This is a genomic window from Kosakonia beeri, from assembly GCF_054165705.1.
In genome coordinates this window covers 2,036,373-2,055,129 of the sequence record NZ_CM135106.1, presented here as the reverse complement: position 1 = coordinate 2,055,129, position 18,757 = coordinate 2,036,373, and the positions used below count along the sequence as shown (strand labels likewise).

Sequence of the window (18,757 nt, the reverse complement as noted above, 5' to 3'; positions counted from 1 at the left end):
TTACCATGACAAGGTCACAGTGAGTTGATCGGTATAGGTTCCCGCCGGGCTGAAGCCGGTCATTGTCGCGGCGCCGAAGATGGCTAATGCGATATTGTTGCTGTCGGTATAGGCGACAGAGACGGCCTGGTTAACGCCAATTTCTGTGTTAGCCGCCAGGGTACTGCTGCGGTAAAGCCGGTAAGGTACGCGTTCGGTGCCGCCCGTACGTTGCATATTCCTTACCGTTGAATAGTTCGCCCCCCCATTGATACTCATGCTGAGCGTGACGCCAGGGGTACATCCCAGCGACAACGAGGCATTAGGTACAAAACTGGTAGTCACCTGGCCGGTTTGTACGCCGCTGCGGGTACCAAAATTGAGCGAGCCCAGTACCCCGCCGCTGCCACTGACCACTGCGCAGCCCGGCGCTATCGTTGCGCCCACGGTGAAGGTCTGCGAGGTCACCGCAAGCGCCTGCTGTTGCGCCAGCATCCCTAACAGTATCAGCCCTGAAATCGCGCGCAGGCATCCCCCGCTTCCGCGAAGGGAAGCGTCAGCGTCAACAGACGTCATGTGAGGAGAATTAGTACGTTACGCTCACGTTAATCGTATCGGTGTAGGTGCCCGGTACCACACTCACACTGTTACCCCCGCCAGTTATCCGGCCAAAGAGGGTGTAGTTATCTACCCCGCCCGTTGTCGATGCGCGGGGGATCGTGGTGTTGTTGGCAATAACGTTGCTGAAGCCGCTGTCGCTGTAGAGGCTGTACGCCACACCCTGGGTGGTGTTAGCCGCGTTGACCAGGTAGCGCGCGGGCGTACCTGGCGTACCGACGACGGTACCCGGCGCGGTTGAGTTGGTATTGCCGGTGATCTGCACGGTGTAATCTGTGGTGGTGCACTGGATGCCGAAGCTGTTACCGCCACTGGCCCCGGTTAATTGGGTGGTGAGTTGCGAGAAGGTCGCGGGATGGGTACCAAAGTCGAGGGTACCAAAATTAATACCATTCTGACTGGGAGACCCGTTGATCAGGCAGCCGTTCGTCAATGTCAATGTCGCACCGATGGTACCACTGCTGGTCACCGCCCGAGCTTGTTGCCCGGCCATCACTAGCACTCCACTTGCAAGGACAAGAAGAAGTTTTCTGTTCATCGTCGCCTCCGGTAATGAAGCGTGCTGTTCATCTTGAAGTGAAAGTACCACCCGAAAAACACGCAAGAAATCAAAGTTCAGAGCAGGAATATCAGAAATTTAGTTTATGCGTAGCGGTTCAACCACTTATGTTGCTGAGGCTATTGCAACGCGCGGCTTTGCTTTTTAATGCTGTTAAATCAATAAATTAGAACAGAAAAACAGCATCGAAATGGGTTCGTGCAAAGGATATATGGATTAATATGTGATAAATGTCTCAAAATATTACGGATGGTAAATGAATTTTCCACCGTGTATTCAGCGGTAAGCAGAGGAGGATGCAGGATATTTTTTGCAGAGCAGCCAAAGAAAAGCGGGTGAAACTGTGTTCACCCGCCTGATTATTTCGAATTACGCTACGTGAGAAGTCGCGATGTCGAGCAGCGCCATTTCATCGCTGTTCAGCAGTTTTTCGATATTCACCAGAATCAGCATACGGTCGCCCAGTGCGCCGAGGCCAGTGAGGTATTCTGTCGACAGGGTGACGGCGAATTCCGGTGCCGGACGAATCTGGTCTGATGCCAGAGACAGCACGTCAGACACGCCATCCACAACAATACCAACAACTCGCTGGCCGAGATTCAGCACGATAACAACGGTGTTATCGTCATACTCAACGTCGCCCTGGCTGAACTTCACGCGCAGGTCAACAATCGGCACAATCACGCCACGCAGGTTGGTGACACCTTTGATAAAGTCGGGGGTATTGGCGATACGGGTCACCTGATCATAGCCACGAATTTCCTGAACTTTGAGAATATCGATACCGTATTCTTCATCGCCCAGCGTAAATACCAGGAATTCCTGACCTGATGGCTCGCCCGCCAGTTTTGCTACATTACTCATACCGGTCATGTTTTATACCTTCTTAACTAAATCAGGCGGCTGTGTGCGCCATACGATGTTCACGATTCAAGCCCTGCAGCGCCGATACGTCGACAATCAGCGCGACGCTACCATCACCGAGGATAGTGGCCGCAGAAATACCCGGCACTTTGCGATAGTTACTTTCCAGGTTTTTCACTACGACCTGGTGCTGACCGATCAGTTGGTCAACCAGCAGGGCATAGCGGCGACCGGCGCTTTGCAGGATAACAACAATCCCCTGCGTGGCTTCGGTTTTGGCACCCATAACGTCAAACACTTTCCACAGTTCTACCAGCGGCAGGTATTCACCGCGCACTTCCAGTACACGCTCGCCACCCGCCAGCGGATGCAGATCTTCTTCGCGCGGCTGCAGAGATTCCATCACCGCATTCAGCGGCAGAATGAAGACTTCGTCATTCACTTTCACTGACATACCATCGAGGATGGCCAGCGTCAGTGGCAGCAGGATTCGGATGGTTGTGCCCGTACCCTGTTTCGATTTGATTTCAACGTGGCCGCCCATCTCCTGGATGTTACGTTTCACCACGTCCATACCGACGCCACGACCCGACACGTCCGTTACCTGCTCAGCGGTAGAGAAGCCCGGGGCGAAAATCAGCATCCCGACTTCTTCATCAGTCATGTTTTCGTGTACCGCCATCCCCTGCGACAGTGCTTTTGCGAGGATACGGTCACGGTTCAGACCTGCGCCATCATCGGTGACTTCGATGCAGATATTGCCACCCTGGTGTTCAGCAGACAGAATCAGGTTGCCGATCGGCGATTTACCTGCTTCAACACGTTTTTCCGGCGACTCTATACCATGGTCGAGGCTGTTACGCACAAGGTGCGTTAACGGGTCAATAATGCGTTCGATCAGGCTCTTATCCAGTTCAGTCGAGCTCCCTTGCAGGGTTAGCTCTACTTGCTTATCCAGTTTGCTCGCCAGATCGCGAACCAGGCGTGGGAAGCGGCTGAAAACGTATTCCATCGGCATCATACGAATGGACATCACCGATTCCTGCAGGTCACGGGCGTTGCGTTGCAGCTGGCTCATGCTGGTGATCAGATCCCCATGAGTGACCGGATCCAGCTCGTTGGAGCGCTGGGCCAGCATCGACTGGGTAATCACCAGTTCACCGACCAGGTTAATCAACTGGTCGACTTTTTCTACCGCAACACGGATGCTGGTTGATTCACTGGCGCGCGCCGCGGGTTTTTCGCGGCCGGCCGGAGCCTCTTTCGCTACAGCTTTCAGTGCCGGAGCAGCAGCCGGTTTAGCCGCAGGCACCGCAGCCTGCGCGTCTTGCGGCGCGGCCTCAGCAGCGACGGCTTCCGCTTCATCAGCAGGTGCGGCGGCGGGCGCAGCAGCCGTTTTTTCGAATGCAATTTGGTCAGCTTCGATAACGAAGCACAACACCGCAATGATATCGTCTTCACCGACACCGCCATCGAGCGTGACGCTCAGGGTATCGCTCCCTTTTACGACATCGCTCAGCGTACCGAGATTGCTTAACTCCTCTTCCAGCAACCCGACTTCGCTCTCCTTCAGGCGAGAGAGGACAATACGCAGTTTACCGTCGCTTTCAGCGGCCGGTGCGGCAGCGGTTTCAGATTCCAGCGCAGCGGTCTCTACAACAGAGAGTTTCGCGCCGCCTGCGGCCGCGGGAACAACCTCTCCTTTTGCTTCCAACGCCAGCTGGCGCAGAGCATTGCAGATATATTCAAAGCTGGCAGCATCTGGCTCTTGAGAGCTTTTATAGGCGTCGAGCTGTTCCTGCATAATATCTTTGGTTTCCAAAAACAGGTTGATAATGTCGGTGTTGAGCTGCATCTCTCCACGCCGGGCCTCATCAAGCAGGTTTTCCATTAAATGCGTGGTTTCCTGCAAGATGGTGAAGCCAAATGTGCCTGCACCACCTTTAATAGAGTGCGCCGCACGAAAGATGGCGTTGAGCTGTTCGGAATCTGGCGCTTCGGGCACCAGATCCAGCAAGTGTTGTTCCATATCGGCCAACAACTCGTCAGCTTCATCAAAAAATGTCTGATAAAAATCGCTAATATCCATGCTCACGCTATCACCTCGGTTCGGCTTGTGGCGATGTGGAAACTGCTACCGGAGATGCGGGCGCGTTAGCGCCTGCGGCCTCTGGCTGTGAAATCGCGCTTACTGGCGCATTCTGACTTTCGGCGTTTTCATGCAGAATGGCCTCTTCTGCCTGCTTATTAAGAACCAAAAGACTAATTCGGCGGTTGATTGCTTCATCCGGCCCCCTGTCGGCCAGGCGCATGGTTGCTGCCATGCCCACGACCCGCAGGATCTTGCCGTTATCCAGGCCACCCGCAACCAGCTCACGGCGCGACGCATTAGCGCGGTCGGCAGAAAGTTCCCAGTTGCTATATCCTTTTTCGCCATTGGCGTAAGGGAAATCATCCGTGTGGCCCGATAAGCTGATCCGGTTAGGGATCCCATTCAGCACTGGCGCAATCGCCCGTAAAATATCACGCATGTAGGGCTCAACTTCCGCGCTGCCGGTCTTAAACATCGGCCGGTTCTGGCTGTCGATAATCTGAATTCTCAGCCCTTCCTGCACCAGGTCTATCTTCAAATGCGGGCGCAATGCGCGCAGTTTCGGATCGGCTTCAATTAACTGGTCCAGGTCACCGCGCAATTTATTCAGGCGCGATTGCTCCATGCGTTTTTTTAAATCATCAATATTGGGCTGTTTTTGCACTTCGCCCTTTTGCTGTGTGTAGTCATCGCCACCGCCCGGTATCGGACTGTCGCTGTTAGAAATTCTCGGCCCACCCGTGACTGCCGTTGCCAGCGGCGTGCGGAAATATTCCGCAATCTGGATGAGTTCTTTCGGGCTGGAGATGGAGATCAACCACATCACCAGGAAGAACGCCATCATCGCCGTCATAAAGTCGGCATAGGCAATCTTCCAGGAACCGTGTGCTCCGCCGCCGTGGCCTTTATGTTTCTTTCGTTTTACAACAACGATGGGATGGGCCTGATTTTTCATGCGTCCTCGGTCGTTGTCTGTTGGTTAGGGTTTCTCACCGCACGCACGTGTTCATCCAGCTCGACAAACGATGGACGCTCACTCGAGTACAACGTTTTACGACCGAACTCAACCGCGATAGGCGGTGCATAACCATTAAGGTTCGACAGCAAAGTGATCTTGACGCACTGCATCATCTTGGCGGTTTCAGCACTCTTCTGGCGTAATACGCTGGCCAGTGGAGAGATAAAACCATACGCCAACAGGATGCCGAGGAACGTCCCCACCATTGCATGCGCGATCAGGGCCCCGAGTTCTGCCGCCGGGCGATCCGCAGACGCCAGTGCATGAACCACCCCCATCACCGCTGCCACGATACCAAACGCCGGAAGAGAATCCCCCACTGCCGCCAGGGCGTTAGCCGGAACTTCAGCTTCACTTTCGTGGGTTTCAATCTCTTCATCCATCAACGCTTCAATTTCGAAGGTATTCATATTGCCGCTGATGATAAGTCGCAGATAATCCACAATAAATTCAAGCATGGTGGCATCCGCCAGAATGCGTGGATAGCTGGCGAAAATCTCGCTCTCTTTCGGGTTCTCAATGTCACGTTCCAGAGAGAACATGCCCTGCTGACGTGATTTCGCCATCAGGCGATAGAGCAGCGCCAACAAATCCATATACATACTTTTGGTGTACTTCGAACGGCGAAAGAGCAAAGGTAACGCTTTCATCGTACCTTTGATGGCTTTACCGTTGTTGCCTACAATGAATGCACCGACACCCGCCCCGCCGATAATGATCAGTTCAGACGGCTGATAAAGTGCCCCAAGGTGCCCGCCGGTCATCATGTAACCACCGAGAACAGCACCAACTACAATCAGGTAACCTAAAACGATAAGCACGACATCATCCTTCTGCTAATGACTAAGGCTAGGGATAAACATTTCAGAGGGTTAACGAATCGGAGGTAAAAAAAAAGCAGCGGCATTACTGCACCGCTGCTGGAGTGTTTTCCACCTGATTCGGTCAAACAGCCTGATCGATCTGTTCATCCAGCAGTTGTGGAATAATATCGGCAGCATCCCGGGAAAGTTTACGTCTTTTTACCGCGCGAGAAGGCGGCTGGCATAAACTGCAGGCGAAACTACCAACGGGCTGGTGTGCGTGCGTAATAAAATTACCGCCACAGCAATTACAGCGAGACAACTCCAGCATTCCGCTTTCCACGAAACGAACCAGCGTCCAGGCGCGGGTTAGCGCCAGCAGCGGTCCTTCCTCGGCTTGAGGGCATTGCTCCAGGTAGAGTCGGTATGCTTTGATCACAGCGTCAACACCGCTGCACAGACCAGTCTTCAACAGAAATTGCCAGGCGTTACAGAACATGGAAGCGTGAATGTTCTGCTCCCAGGTCATAAACCAGTCAGTGGAGAATGGCAGCATACCTTTCGGCGGCGGGCTACCACGCAACTCTTTGTAGAGTTTAATAAGACGACCACGACTCAGCTGCGTCTCACTTTCCAGCATTTGCAAACGTGCGCCAAGCGTAATCAGTTCCATTGCTAACTGAATATCGCGGGCTTCCTGAACAATGCTTTTTTCGCTCATGATTACGCCCTTTTCTTTCTGGCCGCATCGCCGGTCTGCGAAGACTCATTGAGCAGACGAGTGGAAAGCAGGATCCCGGTATGGACTTGCTGTAAATCATCCACGCGAGATTCCTGAGTCAGACGAGTAATAGTCTGGTGATTGTCGAAACGGAACTGACAGATCAGCTGATTGGTTTCAGCCAGTTTAACCATTTGCGGAAGGGTTAACTCACCCAGCGTGGTCGCCATTTCTTCATTAATGCCAAGACGGAACATTGCGGAGGCTTTGTCCTGGCTGATCAAACGCTGAGCAAGGAGTAAATACGACAGGTTGATGTCGTAAACATGTTTCAGCAACTCGGATGTATGCATTTTTCCCATCCCGAATAACCAACTTGTATCTTATGCGGCTGAGCCGCACCCCGTGATGTCGCCGGGAAAAAACCCGGTATAAAAAAAGAAAGGCTAAATGCATAACTGACTTAGGATCGGTTCAGCAAGGCGCTTCGCTCAAATGTTATTGCCTTGCTAACTTCTTAATCATTTCTTACAAAGAACTAAGATTTTTCCTAATTCGACGCAACTGTACTCGTAGGTGTCCTTACATACAATCTGACCAGAGCGAAATTTTGAAATTTTTGTGATCCACGTCACATAATTTAAGCTATTCTGGGTAAGAAATCTATCAGTCTCGCTTCAGAATTGACGTTTTATTACTCGATTGAGCATCTTTTCTATTCCTTCGACACGAATAGGCATGCAAAGCAGCGTCTAAACATTGTTAACTGGTCGGAGGTTTACCCTCCTGCGTCATAAATATTCAATTTCGCGTGTCTAAATCAGAAACAATAATAAAATCTTATAAAAAACAATAAATTACTATTTAATGATGTCTAATTAATTAGGGCCCGTTATCATTAAGTTGCTCTTAATCAGTACTATCAATAATTTAACAATTTGATCTTAAATTCTCTTAATTTTAGTTAAGAATTTAAATTCGATTAACCCGCTCAATCGGTAGCCATGCCGTTACGTTAGAATAATTAATGAATATTTATGATAACCTTCACAACGCGGCAATATTTCTGGCTTGCACTGCCTGCGGAAAGGGAGTAATGGTGAGAAAAATTTGATTCAAAAAGGAGAGAGACATGCCCTATGCTCATCTTCTGGTCGCTGTGGCGATCACGCCGGAGAGCCGGCAATTGCTGGCCAAAGCTATCGATATCGCCCGTCCTTTCAATGCCCGAATCACCCTGATTACCCTGGCTGCCGATCCCGAACTCTACAACCAACTCGCCGCGCCGATGATGGAAAATGTGCGTGAAGTGTTACAAGAAGAGACACAGCAATTTATGGACGAGTTGATGCACAACGCCGGTTACCCCATAGAGCGCGCTATTATCGCCTCGGGTGAATTAAGCGAACACATTCTGCACACCTGCCGCGAGCGGGGTGTGGATTTGGTGTTGTGCGGGAATCATAACCAGACGTTTTTTTCGCGCGCAGCCTGCTCCGCAAAAAGCATTGTCCGTGCCAGTGAAGTAGACGTATTGCTGGTACCGCTGGGAGTGTAAGAAGCTCCCGCTTACACGGGAGCCCTGTGTGTCATGCCAGCTTTGGAAAGGTCGCCACATTGTGTTGTAGCTCGCTTTGCTCGCTACGTGGCGTTATGCGCTTTAAATCGCTAATAAACCTCTGCTGCCAGTGCTGAATATCATTTTCCTTGATGATTTCCAGCATTTCAGAGTGACGTGAAATACGCTCCGCCAGTGGCATTTTCAGCGCCCTGTCCATTGCGGAAGCGACGTCATCCCGATCGTAAGGGTTAACAATCAGCGCGGAGGTGAGTTCATTCGCCGCCCCGGCAAATTGCGACAGAATAAGCACCCCTGGGTTTGCCGGATCCTGCGCGGCAACGTACTCCTTGGCCACGAGATTCATCCCATCGCGCAGCGGTGTTACCAGCCCCACTTCCGCATAGCGGAAAACTTTCATCAGTATCTTGCGATCGAAGTGCTGGTTCAAATAGTAGAGCGGTGTCCAGCCAAGTTGACCGTACTTACCGTTGATACGCCCTGCTTCGGTTTCCAATTGATGCCGAATATCCTGGTACGCCTGTACTTCTCCACGTGAAGTTGGCGCAATCTGCGTATAACGAATTTTGCCGTGATGCTCCGGGAATTTCTCCAGCAGAGTTTCGTAAGCAAGAAAGCGCTCCGGCAGCCCTTTGGAGTAATCGAGCCGTTCTACAGAGAAGATATTCTTCACGTTTTTGAGCTCGTTCTTTAACTGCGCTAGCTTGGCGGGTAGCGGCCCGGCAGCCTGCTGCGCAATCTCTTCCGGCTCAATGCCAATCGGGTAAACCTCGGTGCGGAAGTTTTTACCCCAGGCAATGTGGTTTTTACCACTGCGCGTGGTAAGCCGGGTTTGCACTGACAAACTGTCGAGAAACGCCAGTCGGTCACTTTCAGTCTGGAAGCCTAATAAATCGTAATCACAGAGCTGCTCCAGCAGTTCCGCATGCGGCGGCAAGGCGTTGAAAATTTCCGGTGTCGGGAATGGAATATGCAGGAAGAAGCCGATTTGATTCTTGACGCCTAACTGTCGAAGTTCGCTTGCAAATGGCAACAGATGGTAATCATGGATCCAAATGATATCGTCCGGCTTCAGGAGCGGTAATAGTTTTTCCGCCAGCAGCGCATTCACTTGCTGGTAGCCTTCCCAGGCTTCACGCTGATAGTTCACCAAATCCAGACGGTAATGGAATGCAGGCCACAATACGGCGTTCGAGAACTGCGAATAATATTGATCGTAATGCTCTTCACTCAGGTTAAAAGAAGCCCAGGTAATGTTCCCTTTGGTGACTTTTTTTAACGGCTGGTCCTCATTGCCAATTTCACCGCTCCAGCCAAACCATAATCCGCCGGTGCTTTTTAACGCCCCGAGGATCCCTACAGCCAGCCCGCCAGCGCTGGTCTTTTTGTCATCAGGCGGTGCAATTCGATTAGATACTACGACTAAGCGACTCATAGCCATCTCTCCTGTTTGTTAGCGCCCGTTGTTTTTGTTGTTGATAATCGGTAATGGATTCAAGCCACTGATAAACCTCGTTGACCCCTTCAAGCCGCCATTTCGCCTCGGTTTCACCTGCCCCGACCTTAATCGACACACCGCCGAGACGGTTAACGGCTTTAAATCCATGTTCGTCGGTAAGATCGTCACCAACAAACACCGGGGTCTTGTCGGTAAACGGCGGCGACTGCAAAAAGGCTTCAATCGCGGCGCCCTTATGAATACCGGACGGTTTCAGCTCGACCACACATTTACCAGGCTGCATAGCCAGTTGCGGAAAGTGTGTGACCATCTTTGTAGCCAGATCATACACCGCCTCTTCATGTTGCGGCGCCTGGCGATAATGCAATGCAAATGCCATACCTTTGGCCTCAATCTCCACACCGTCGAGCGACAATACTCCCTGTCGCAGTTCACGCTCCAGTGGCGCGATGATATTTTCCGGTAACGTGACTCGCTCGGTTTGACCATTGATATCGCGGCGCTCCGCACCATGCACACCAGCAAGGGGGAAGCGATACGGCTTGATGAGCTGTTCAAGCTCAGTGATTGAACGCCCTGAAATCAATGCCAGCGCCCCGTCATTTATCTCGCCAAGCCGCGCCAGTCTGGCAAGGACATCAGCCGGGATAAATACCTCATCCGGGTGCGATTGAATATCTGCGAGGGTGCCATCCAAATCGAAAAAAAAAGCAAAATTTCCGGAAAAGAGAGGCGGTACTGATAACGCGTCTTCCACCCTGGTTTCCTCCTTACAGTCTTGATGAGAGCTGTTATTCATTAACATCTCATTTTCATTAGCCATGTAAGTATAGACAGTGTGACGCTGCTCGCCATTTTAAGCATGACTTACCAGCCGAATTAACGGCTGGTAAGGAAGTGGAGGTAGACTTAAAGTTTGGGTAAAAAATGTCTGTCGTTGCGATCAGACTGTGCGTTTGGCTTTTTGTTTGTAGCGGTCGAAAATCACCGCTGCCAGCAGGATCAGGCCCCGTACCACGTACTGCGAGAAAGGAGAAATATTCAGCAAGTTCATGGCGTTTTCGACCGTACCCAGGATCAGAATACCCGCCACCACATATGAGATTTTCCCGATCCCGCCTTTCAACGAGACGCCACCCAACACGCAGGCCGAAATCACAATCAGCTCATACCCAATCGAGGTCATCGGCTGGCCACTGGTCATACGTGACGCAAGAATAATCCCCGCCGCCGCCGACACCAGACCAGAAAGCACAAAGATGATAATTTTGGTTCTCACCACGGGCACACCAGCCAGTCGCGCGGCTTCTTCATTACCACCGATAGCCAGCGTGTTACGGCCAAACGTGGTTTTGTTAAGCAGGAAACCAAAAATAACCAGGCAGGCCACGGTTAACCAAATTGGCGCAGGCAACCCCAGCCAGTTGGCGTAACCCAGCGTGAAGAAACGTTCGTCTTCAATGCCCACCGCTTTACCATCCGAGATAATATAGGCCAGACCGCGCACAATCTGCATAGTGGCAAGCGTGGTAATAAGGGCATTGATTTTTAAACGCGCAATCACGAAGCCGTTGACTAAACCGCTGATCACGCCCAGCAGTAAACCGGCAAAAACGCCAATCCACAGGCTTTCGGTCATGTTGATCACCACAGCCGTGGTCACACCAGCGCAGGCAATAACCGAAGCGACGGAGAGGTCAAAGTCCCCCGACGCCAGGCAGAACAACATGCCGCAGGCCACCATGCCAGACATGGAAATGGCCAGCCCCAGCCCTTTCATATTGACGAAGCTGGCAAAGTTCGGCACAAAAACGGCGCAGCCCAGGAACAGCACTGCGAACACCACCAGCATGCCGAACTGATCCCAGATCCGACCAAAGCTAAAAGCCGATTTTGCCGTGCGGGACGTAGTTAAAGATGACATCATTCTCTCCTTCACTCAGGCGACAGCCTGGCTAACTTTAGGCATCGCGAGGCTCAGCGCCCGCTGTTCATCGCCCTGACCGTGTAACAATTCACCGGCAATTTCGCCTTCCCGCATTACCACAATGCGGTCCGCCACGCCGAGCACTTCCGGCAAATCGCTGGAGGCGAACAGCACCGCAACGCCTCTGGCAGCCAGCGCATAGATCACGTTATAGATTTCATGTTTTGCCCCGACATCAATACCGCGGGTCGGCTCATCCAGCAGGATCACTTTCATCTCTTCTGATAACCAGCGCCCAAGGATGGCTTTCTGCTGGTTACCGCCCGAGAGATTCATAATCAGCTGATCGGCGCCGGGGGTTTTGATATTGAGCGAGCGAATGTGGTGTTCAGCGTTCTGGTTCTCCCAGCCGTTATCGATCAGGCAACCAGCGCGAATATATTTCCGTCTGGCACTGATATTGATGTTCTCCTGCACCGAGTGCACCGGGATAATGCCCTCGGCTTTGCGATCCTCCGGACACAACATCATGCCAGCGCGAATCGCATGGGCCGGTTTACGAATGTCTACCAACTCATCGTCAATAAACACCTGCCCTTCAGTGATCTGCGTACCGCCAAACAGGCCTTTCATCAGTTCACTGCGCCCGGCCCCCACCAGCCCGAACAGGCCTACGATTTCGCCTTTGCGCACGCTCAGACTGATTGGCGTACGCACGCCTGGCGCTTTGACCTGATCCAGCCGCAAGCGTTCTTCGCCATACTCGCGTGGTTGCCAGCCATAAATATCCCCCAGTTCACGGCCGACCATCGCCTGCACTAACTGATCATGGCTGACCTGCTGCACATCGGTGAAGGTGCGGACATAGCGGCCATCTTTGAAGACGGTAATGGCATCGCTGAGGGCAAAAATCTCCTCCATGCGGTGCGAGACATACAGGATCACACGCCCCTCTTTACGCAATTCGCGGATCACCCGGAAAAGATTGTCTATTTCGCGGGCGGAGAGCGAACTGGTCGGTTCATCGAAGGCGATGATTTTGGCATTGCGGGCCAGCGCCTTGGCGATTTCGACCATCTGCCACTGCCCAATAGAGAGATATTTCAGCGGCGTTTGTGGATCGATATCCAGCCCAAGATGTTTCAGCTGCAGTCCCGCTTCATAGTTCAGCAATGAGCGGTTCACGATGCCGCTTTTATGAGGTAGCTGACCAAGATAAATGTTCTCGGCCACGGTCATTTCCGGCACCAGGTGTAACTCCTGATAAATGATCGCCACACCCGCGTTGAGTGCCGCGGTGGTGTCGGCGAAGGACACCTCTTCGCCTTTAATGGCCAGTGTGCCGGTAGTCGGTGCGTAGTTGCCGCTGAGTATTTTTAACAGCGTCGATTTACCGGCGCCGTTCTCGCCCATCAGGGCATGAACCTGCCCGGCATGGCAATCAAAACTGATCTCGCTGAGCGCTTTGACACCGGGAAACGTCTTGCCGATGCCGCGAAACGAGAGATAAGGGGTAGACTGTTGCATAACGTCTCCGTGAAGCAGTTCATTGGACCTCTGGCTCCCCGCTTAAGCGGGGAGCACAACCAACAGAGAATTACAGTCCTTTTTTCGCCAGCTCTTCTTTGAAGTTATCGCGGGTGATCAGTACCACATCTGTCACCGCTGTGAATTTCGGCGGCTCTACGCCTTTGGTCACCCAGTTGTACAGCAGCTCACTGGTTTTATAACCGTGCACATCCGGGCTTGGCAGCAGAGAACCAAAGAAGCCGGTGGCCTGCGCTTTAGACAGTTCGCTTACCGCATCCACACCATTAATGCCAATGCCAACAACATCAGCGGCTTTAAAGCCTTGCCCTTCGGTCGCACGCACTCCGCCAAGCACGGTGTTGTCATTCATGCCCAGCACCAGCCAGTGTTTGACTTCAGGGTGTTGCACCAGCAGCGAGTTACCGGCATCAAAAGCGCCGGGGATATCGTTAGATTTGGTAGGCACCTGGTAGATCTGTTTTTCCGGGAAACCGGCTTTTTTCAATGCATCCATTGAGCCCGTCGTACGGCGACGCGCGGTATCCAGCTCATTGGCTGTGATCGCCATTACCGCCGTCTCTTTGACGTTCCAGCCGCGTTTTTGCATCTCTTTATACAGCTCCTGGCCTTGGCGGGCACCGATTTCACTTGCGGCCATCATGACCAGCGGCACGGTGGTCATCGGTTCGCCTTTAGCATTAACGAACTGATCATCAACGGTGATGACTTTCATGTCGTAACCACGGGCTTTGGCGACAATTGCCGAACCCAGTTTTGGATCAGGTGTACAAATGACGAAGCCTTTCGCCCCACTGGCGGCGAGGCTGTCGATGGCATTCAGCGTTTTTTCACCATCCGGCACGGCAATTTTGATCACCTCGAAACCTAAATCTTTGCCTGCCTTATCGGCGAATTTCCATTCAGTTTGAAACCACGGTTCTTCTGGTTGCTTCACCAGGAAGCCCAGCTTCATGGTTTCAGCGATAGCGGATTGTGACATAACGGCAGCCAGGCCGATGGCCGCCAACGCTTTAGTGAATTTGTGCATGGTAAACTCCAGCTTTAGCTTTCTTTTATGTAGGGGAAATCAAATAAAGGTTTCTTTAAAAGTTCATAAAACAAGGCATTAGCGACCATGTTTCCCTGGACGCTGGTGCTGGAAATAGTTTTAGCGGGAAATTGATTCTCCATAGGAGAGCGCCATCACACCGCAGAATTACAGTAATTCCGTACATAAATTCAGCGATATTTCACATAAAATCAGGCGTTTTTGTCGGACAAATGCGGCAGGTAAAAGCAGGATTATCCATAACGTCAGCCAGCTTATCCTTGTACCCGGATACAGGGTGCATCCGGGCGGAAAAATTACCAGCTATAGTAGATATGATCGGCGTGATCTCGCGCCGCGATTTCATCGCCCAGCAAACGTGAAGCGACAGTAAAGGCAAAATCAAACGCCAGGCCTAATCCCTTGCCGCTGATCATGTTGCCATCTTCGACCACCGGTGCGTCTACATACTCGCCATCACGCACGGTTTCATACAACTCACCAGAGCAGACATAACGCCGCCCTTTCAGTAAACCGTTGCCCCCCAGCACCCGCGCAGCAGCAGAGCAAATTGGGCAGATCAGCATGCCTGCAACATCGTGGCGTTCAACAAACTGCAACACCTCCTGGTTAGCAGCAAGGTTCACGCTTCCCTGGGGGCCGCCTGGCAGGATCACGGCGTCGTAAAGTGCATTTATGCGTTCAGTAAGGGTGCTATCCGCCACCATAGGAATGTTGTGGTAGCTGACCACTGCACGTGACTCCGCGCAGGCCAGCGTTTCCACTTCAATATTCAGGCGGCGCAAAATATCAATGCTGATAATCGCCTCAGCCTCTTCGAAACCGGGCGCCAACAACACCGCCACTTTTTTCATTTCTGACTCCTCACGTTGAAGATTGATTAACCAAACGGAGTTTATTGTTGATCAAAACAACGTTTCAAAAATCATAGACACGTCACAACGTGGGCAGTCAGCGTGAAGGATGGCAGGAAGCACCTGCGATTTAGTGAGCTTCGCCTTGCGGGGTAAATTTCAGTTCAATTAAGGCAATCGCTTTTTGAATAGCACGACGTGTCACCGCATCGGCGGCGGCAGGGTGACTGGAGAAATCGATGTTTTTAAGCTGGCTGGCCATCTTTTCACGTACTTCTACCGGCGCGATAACGTCGATGACATCGAGGATCTGCTTAATCACTAACTGGCAGGCAACGATATCGGACACCAGTTCCTGATCTTCTGAAAAATTCTGCGTCATATGAGGCTCCTTTACGAAAGGGCGTCATAGTACCGGGAATCGCAGGTTAAGAGTAGTTTTGCGCATTCGTGGCGGTGAATTGCAGGCATAAAAAAACCTGCCTCAGCAGGTTTCTTTATCATCAGAACATAGCGCCTGGCGGTACGTCTTTGAAAGTTTTGCAGTAGGTTTCGAACATGTGTTTCAGGATTTTACGCAATTTCATGTGTTGCTCCGGCGATTTGTTATGCAGGTGTTACGTCTCTATGTGCACATAATATGACCTCTATCACATAAATCAAGTCTTCTGTGATAGAAATCACGTTTCAAAAAATGAAAATGCAGTAGCTTTGTTAAAAATAGGATTATAAATCTGAGAGTTAGCTCGCTAAAAATTTCTTTAGTATTCTCAACTTTTTTTAAATGGCAGATCACAACATGCGTGAAAGTACCCTTTCGCGAAAGACAGCAGGTCTTTCTCCCGCAGCGCTCCTGGTCGCCGGCGCTTTCTTTATGGAGTTTATTGATGGCACGGTGATCGCCACCGCCTTACCGGATATGGCAAAAAGCTTCGGCGTCGAAGCCGTGGCGCTCAATATTGGTATTAGTGCTTATCTGATCACTCTGGCGGTGTTGATCCCCGCTAGTGGCTGGATTGCAGATCGGTTTGGCGCACGCAATGTATTTTCTATGGCGCTGCTCATTTTTACCCTTGCCTCGGTGTTATGTGGGCTGTCTACCAGCGCCGACATGTTCGTGGCCATGCGCATTCTGCAGGGGGTTGGTGGCGCGTTGATGGTCCCTGTTGGTCGGCTTGCGGTACTGCGCACCACGCCAAAACATCAACTGATCACAGCCATTGCCACCCTGACGTGGCCAGCGCTGGTTGCGCCGATTATTGGTCCACCGCTCGGCGGTTTTATTACTCACTATGCCGACTGGCGTTGGATCTTCTTTATTAATGTCCCACTTGGCGTACTGGCTATTGCGCTGGCGTTGCGGATTATCCCTGACATTCGCGAAGAAGAGCGACGCCCGTTCGATGTACCGGGCTTTATTGCCACGGCTGTGGCCATGGTCAGCCTGGTCTATGCAATGGAAGCCCTCGGGTCAGAACATCCCCAGGGCCTACTGACTGCAGGTCTGCTGGTGCTGGGTGGCGTTACGCTGGCCTTTACTTTGCGCCATTTCCGGCGTGCGCGCTGGCCGATGATCCGCCTGGACGCCATGACAGTCCCGACGTTTCGCGTAACTTTGTATGGCGGTTCGTTATTTCGCGCATCTATCAGTGCCGTGCCGTTTTTGCTACCTCTGATGTTCCAGGTGGGCTTCGGAATGGATCCGTTCCATGCCGGGTTGTTAGTGCTGGCGGTTTTTGCCGGGAATCTCAGTATTAAGCCCGCAACCACACCATTGATTCGCTGGCTGGGTTTTAAAAAGTTGCTGCTGATTAATGGCGCATTGAACGTGCTGGCGTTACTGGCTTGCGCGCTGCTGACCTCCCACACCCCAGTGTGGCTAACTTTTTTGATCCTCTACCTTGGCGGCGTGTTTCGTTCTATTCAGTTTACCGGGGTGAGCACCCTGGCATTCGCCGATGTGCCCTCCGCACAGATGAGTTACGCCAACACGTTATTCAGTACCGCCACACAACTTGCGGTTGGCCTTGGCATTACGCTTGGGGCAATAGGTATTCGTATTGGCGAGCATGTCAGCGCATGGCTGAATATGACCGCTATTGAGGGAAGCAGTTTCCGTCTGGCATTTGTCTTTATTGCGCTGATTTGCCTGGTCGGCATGGTGGATACACTGCGGCTGACAAAGCATGCTGGCAGCACGGTGTCGCAGAAAAAAGCGTAGTGAGTGAGTAAGGAAGAGAAGCCGCAACAGACGTTGCGGCTTTTTTACATCAGGCAAGGATTTCGCGCACAAACGCTTCGATCTCTTTGCTCTGGCAATTTTCAAAGAAGCACTGCTGGAAGCGTTCACCGGAAACCGCTGTTTTCACCAGATCGCGGTCAATAGCGCGCAGCGTATCAAGGTAGTTCTCTTTCACTACTGCAGCTTTAACCTGATTCAGGATACCGGCGTTACGTACCTGTGGCTCTTTACGCTCCGGCGGATAGCCTTCGCCTTTGCGACCGGTAAACGCTTTTTCAAAAATAAAGCGTACGTTCAGTTCCGCGCCCCAGCCGAAACCTTTGGCAAATGGCAGCGCCAGCGCGTTACCGTTGTTGATCTGGGCAAACAGGAAGGCGTCAGCCGGATCGATACAATATCCGCATACCACACCTGGGTGAATGTTCAGGGACATCAGCGCGCCCTGCCCGGTACCACAACCGGTCACCACAAAGTCCACCGCTTTCGCGTTCAGCAGGATACTGGCCATAATCCCAAGATGGATGTAGGTCAGATGATGATCGTTCTCGTCGCTCATCCCCACGTTGAATACCGGGAAATCTTTCTCGTCAGCAACACTCTTAAGTTCTTTCAGGATGATGGCGTTTTTAGCAGCCTGGCTGTTTTCCATCATCAGTGCGATTTTCATTTTTTATCTCCTGTGAACAGACTTCAGATAGCAAAGGTTGCATAAACCTTACTACCTGACAAACATACTTTCAAATTTAATGAAAAATGGTTTTAAAAATCAAAGGGCGGCTCACAGTTTTGATGGGTTGTGAGGAAGATCCCATTGACGGAAAGCGTTAACGCGCGGGCTGTCTTCAATAGCGACGCAGGAGCGCCGGGGAGTTAAGGCACTATTATGGTTAGGACGCAAATCGCCCCCGTTACGATAAGTAATGCAGGTTCTGCAGGTTATTCCACCGATTGCCTCTACATCAACACGATAAGATGCGAAGATGCCAAAATGAATCAGGGCGATTTGATGAAAAAAATAGTTATTGCGGCTTCACTGATAATGCTCAGTGGCTGTAGCTTTACCAAACAGGCGAAAGTCAGTGAAGTGGATCCCATCAGCGGTCTGGTGCGGCTCAGTTTCAACCAGCAGATGTTGCAAACCGCGAGTTACGACCAAAGCGCCGCGCAAAGCACTGCCAACAAACAGTGCCAGCAGATGGGCTATGCCACTGCCGTGTCGTATGGCAGGCCAGTCGAAACCTGTAGTCTGATTAGCGGTTCTGTCTGCATGAACACCAAGGTCACTATCCAGTATCAGTGCCGGGGCATGGCTTTTAATCACGGCACGGCAACCTGGTAATCGCTAAAAGCTGGCATAACAATGCTGGCTTTTTCTTTTATTAATAATCAAAACAATTCTCATTTAATTATATTATTTCCTGCAATGCGTTTTATTCTCATTCT

The 18,757-nt window shown here is 51.7% G+C and carries 20 protein-coding genes; 3 read left to right on the top strand and 17 right to left on the bottom strand.

The window, feature by feature from the left end; translation table 11 throughout:
- The 8 genes from ACUY4S_RS09840 to flhD all read right to left on the bottom strand — a co-directional run bounded on the left by ACUY4S_RS09840 (position 1) and on the right by flhD (position 7,007).
- Positions 1 to 474: a Csu type fimbrial protein gene (locus ACUY4S_RS09840; RefSeq protein ID WP_458023110.1), complete on the bottom strand. Its 474-nt coding sequence runs from the start codon at positions 472 to 474 to the stop codon at positions 1 to 3.
- A 91-nt stretch (positions 475 to 565) separates the two neighbouring features.
- Positions 566 to 1,135, bottom strand: coding sequence for a Csu type fimbrial protein (locus ACUY4S_RS09835; RefSeq protein WP_409429830.1), 570 nt, complete (start codon positions 1,133 to 1,135; stop codon positions 566 to 568).
- 390 nt (positions 1,136 to 1,525) lie between these two features.
- Entirely contained in the window at positions 1,526 to 2,029 is a 504-nt protein-coding gene (gene cheW, locus ACUY4S_RS09830; RefSeq protein WP_312691605.1) for a chemotaxis protein CheW, read from the bottom strand.
- Positions 2,030 to 2,051: 22 nt separating this feature from the next.
- The gene (cheA, locus tag ACUY4S_RS09825) at positions 2,052 to 4,115 is read right to left on the bottom strand and encodes a chemotaxis protein CheA (RefSeq protein ID WP_312691604.1); all 2,064 of its coding nucleotides are present in this window, start codon (positions 4,113 to 4,115) and stop codon (positions 2,052 to 2,054) included.
- A gap of 4 nt (positions 4,116 to 4,119) precedes the next feature.
- Positions 4,120 to 5,067: a flagellar motor protein MotB gene (motB, locus tag ACUY4S_RS09820; protein ID WP_312691603.1), complete on the bottom strand. Its 948-nt coding sequence runs from the start codon at positions 5,065 to 5,067 to the stop codon at positions 4,120 to 4,122.
- Positions 5,064 to 5,951: a flagellar motor stator protein MotA gene (gene motA / locus ACUY4S_RS09815; RefSeq protein WP_094420765.1), complete on the bottom strand. Its 888-nt coding sequence runs from the start codon at positions 5,949 to 5,951 to the stop codon at positions 5,064 to 5,066. The genes motB and motA overlap by 4 nt, the downstream gene beginning before the upstream one ends.
- A 124-nt stretch (positions 5,952 to 6,075) precedes the next feature.
- Positions 6,076 to 6,654 (bottom strand): flagellar transcriptional regulator FlhC, encoded by a 579-nt coding sequence (gene flhC, locus ACUY4S_RS09810; RefSeq protein ID WP_061494345.1) that lies wholly within the window; start codon positions 6,652 to 6,654, stop codon positions 6,076 to 6,078.
- Positions 6,655 to 6,656: 2 nt separating this feature from the next.
- Positions 6,657 to 7,007 carry a flagellar transcriptional regulator FlhD gene (flhD, locus tag ACUY4S_RS09805; protein ID WP_061494343.1) on the bottom strand — a complete coding sequence of 117 codons (351 nt, stop codon included), beginning with the start codon at positions 7,005 to 7,007 and terminating at the stop codon, positions 6,657 to 6,659.
- 779 nt (positions 7,008 to 7,786) lie between these two features.
- On the opposite strand from flhD, the gene uspC reads away from it, so the two are divergent.
- Positions 7,787 to 8,212, top strand: coding sequence for a universal stress protein UspC (uspC, locus tag ACUY4S_RS09800; RefSeq protein ID WP_312691602.1), 426 nt, complete (start codon positions 7,787 to 7,789; stop codon positions 8,210 to 8,212).
- Between the two features lie 31 nt (positions 8,213 to 8,243).
- Here the strand turns inward: uspC and otsA are convergent, their stop codons facing one another.
- The 8 genes from otsA to azuC form a co-directional block, all read right to left on the bottom strand.
- Positions 8,244 to 9,668 (bottom strand): alpha,alpha-trehalose-phosphate synthase, encoded by a 1,425-nt coding sequence (gene otsA, locus ACUY4S_RS09795; protein WP_312691601.1) that lies wholly within the window; start codon positions 9,666 to 9,668, stop codon positions 8,244 to 8,246.
- Positions 9,643 to 10,449 carry a trehalose-phosphatase gene (otsB, locus tag ACUY4S_RS09790; protein ID WP_458023090.1) on the bottom strand — a complete coding sequence of 269 codons (807 nt, stop codon included), beginning with the start codon at positions 10,447 to 10,449 and terminating at the stop codon, positions 9,643 to 9,645. The genes otsA and otsB overlap by 26 nt, the downstream gene beginning before the upstream one ends.
- A 186-nt stretch (positions 10,450 to 10,635) precedes the next feature.
- The gene (araH, locus tag ACUY4S_RS09785) at positions 10,636 to 11,616 is read right to left on the bottom strand and encodes an L-arabinose ABC transporter permease AraH (RefSeq protein ID WP_458023109.1); all 981 of its coding nucleotides are present in this window, start codon (positions 11,614 to 11,616) and stop codon (positions 10,636 to 10,638) included.
- Between the two features lie 15 nt (positions 11,617 to 11,631).
- Positions 11,632 to 13,146 (bottom strand): L-arabinose ABC transporter ATP-binding protein AraG, encoded by a 1,515-nt coding sequence (gene araG, locus ACUY4S_RS09780; protein WP_458023089.1) that lies wholly within the window; start codon positions 13,144 to 13,146, stop codon positions 11,632 to 11,634.
- Positions 13,147 to 13,216: 70 nt separating this feature from the next.
- On the bottom strand, positions 13,217 to 14,197 hold the full coding sequence (locus ACUY4S_RS09775) for an arabinose ABC transporter substrate-binding protein (protein ID WP_312691598.1): 981 nt from the start codon (positions 14,195 to 14,197) through the stop codon (positions 13,217 to 13,219).
- A gap of 317 nt (positions 14,198 to 14,514) precedes the next feature.
- Positions 14,515 to 15,072, bottom strand: a complete 558-nt coding sequence (locus ACUY4S_RS09770; protein WP_458023088.1) for a DJ-1/PfpI family protein — start codon at positions 15,070 to 15,072, stop codon at positions 14,515 to 14,517.
- A gap of 130 nt (positions 15,073 to 15,202) precedes the next feature.
- Positions 15,203 to 15,454 (bottom strand): DUF2766 family protein, encoded by a 252-nt coding sequence (locus ACUY4S_RS09765; RefSeq protein ID WP_312691596.1) that lies wholly within the window; start codon positions 15,452 to 15,454, stop codon positions 15,203 to 15,205.
- 121 nt (positions 15,455 to 15,575) lie between these two features.
- Positions 15,576 to 15,659 carry a stress response protein AzuC gene (gene azuC, locus ACUY4S_RS09760; protein WP_017458329.1) on the bottom strand — a complete coding sequence of 28 codons (84 nt, stop codon included), beginning with the start codon at positions 15,657 to 15,659 and terminating at the stop codon, positions 15,576 to 15,578.
- 212 nt (positions 15,660 to 15,871) lie between these two features.
- Between azuC and ACUY4S_RS09755 the strand changes: the two genes are divergently transcribed.
- Entirely contained in the window at positions 15,872 to 17,293 is a 1,422-nt protein-coding gene (locus ACUY4S_RS09755; RefSeq protein ID WP_458023087.1) for an MFS transporter, read from the top strand.
- 49 nt (positions 17,294 to 17,342) lie between these two features.
- Here ACUY4S_RS09755 and ACUY4S_RS09750 read toward each other — a convergent pair whose 3' ends face one another.
- Entirely contained in the window at positions 17,343 to 17,981 is a 639-nt protein-coding gene (locus tag ACUY4S_RS09750) for an RpiB/LacA/LacB family sugar-phosphate isomerase (RefSeq protein ID WP_312691594.1), read from the bottom strand.
- A 339-nt stretch (positions 17,982 to 18,320) separates the two neighbouring features.
- On the opposite strand from ACUY4S_RS09750, the gene yecR reads away from it, so the two are divergent.
- On the top strand, positions 18,321 to 18,653 hold the full coding sequence (yecR, locus tag ACUY4S_RS09745) for a YecR family lipoprotein (RefSeq protein ID WP_312691593.1): 333 nt from the start codon (positions 18,321 to 18,323) through the stop codon (positions 18,651 to 18,653).
- Positions 18,654 to 18,757: the final 104 nt, after the last annotated feature.

What these genes read in the sequence shown, in the direction of transcription:
- ACUY4S_RS09840 (WP_458023110.1), bottom strand. Translation starts at nt 474, where the DNA reads ATGCTGGCGCAACAGCAGGCGCTTGCGGTGACCTCGCAGACCTTCACC.
- ACUY4S_RS09835 (WP_409429830.1), bottom strand. Translation starts at nt 1,135, where the DNA reads ATGAACAGAAAACTTCTTCTTGTCCTTGCAAGTGGAGTGCTAGTGATG.
- cheW (WP_312691605.1), bottom strand. Translation starts at nt 2,029, where the DNA reads ATGACCGGTATGAGTAATGTAGCAAAACTGGCGGGCGAGCCATCAGGT.
- motB (WP_312691603.1), bottom strand. Translation starts at nt 5,067, where the DNA reads ATGAAAAATCAGGCCCATCCCATCGTTGTTGTAAAACGAAAGAAACAT.
- flhC (WP_061494345.1), bottom strand. Translation starts at nt 6,654, where the DNA reads ATGAGCGAAAAAAGCATTGTTCAGGAAGCCCGCGATATTCAGTTAGCA.
- flhD (WP_061494343.1), bottom strand. Translation starts at nt 7,007, where the DNA reads ATGCATACATCCGAGTTGCTGAAACATGTTTACGACATCAACCTGTCG.
- uspC (WP_312691602.1), top strand. Translation starts at nt 7,787, where the DNA reads ATGCCCTATGCTCATCTTCTGGTCGCTGTGGCGATCACGCCGGAGAGC.
- otsA (WP_312691601.1), bottom strand. Translation starts at nt 9,668, where the DNA reads ATGAGTCGCTTAGTCGTAGTATCTAATCGAATTGCACCGCCTGATGAC.
- araH (WP_458023109.1), bottom strand. Translation starts at nt 11,616, where the DNA reads ATGTCATCTTTAACTACGTCCCGCACGGCAAAATCGGCTTTTAGCTTT.
- araG (WP_458023089.1), bottom strand. Translation starts at nt 13,146, where the DNA reads ATGCAACAGTCTACCCCTTATCTCTCGTTTCGCGGCATCGGCAAGACG.
- ACUY4S_RS09775 (WP_312691598.1), bottom strand. Translation starts at nt 14,197, where the DNA reads ATGCACAAATTCACTAAAGCGTTGGCGGCCATCGGCCTGGCTGCCGTT.
- ACUY4S_RS09770 (WP_458023088.1), bottom strand. Translation starts at nt 15,072, where the DNA reads ATGAAAAAAGTGGCGGTGTTGTTGGCGCCCGGTTTCGAAGAGGCTGAG.
- ACUY4S_RS09765 (WP_312691596.1), bottom strand. Translation starts at nt 15,454, where the DNA reads ATGACGCAGAATTTTTCAGAAGATCAGGAACTGGTGTCCGATATCGTT.
- azuC (WP_017458329.1), bottom strand. Translation starts at nt 15,659, where the DNA reads ATGAAATTGCGTAAAATCCTGAAACACATGTTCGAAACCTACTGCAAA.
- ACUY4S_RS09755 (WP_458023087.1), top strand. Translation starts at nt 15,872, where the DNA reads ATGCGTGAAAGTACCCTTTCGCGAAAGACAGCAGGTCTTTCTCCCGCA.
- ACUY4S_RS09750 (WP_312691594.1), bottom strand. Translation starts at nt 17,981, where the DNA reads ATGAAAATCGCACTGATGATGGAAAACAGCCAGGCTGCTAAAAACGCC.
- yecR (WP_312691593.1), top strand. Translation starts at nt 18,321, where the DNA reads ATGAAAAAAATAGTTATTGCGGCTTCACTGATAATGCTCAGTGGCTGT.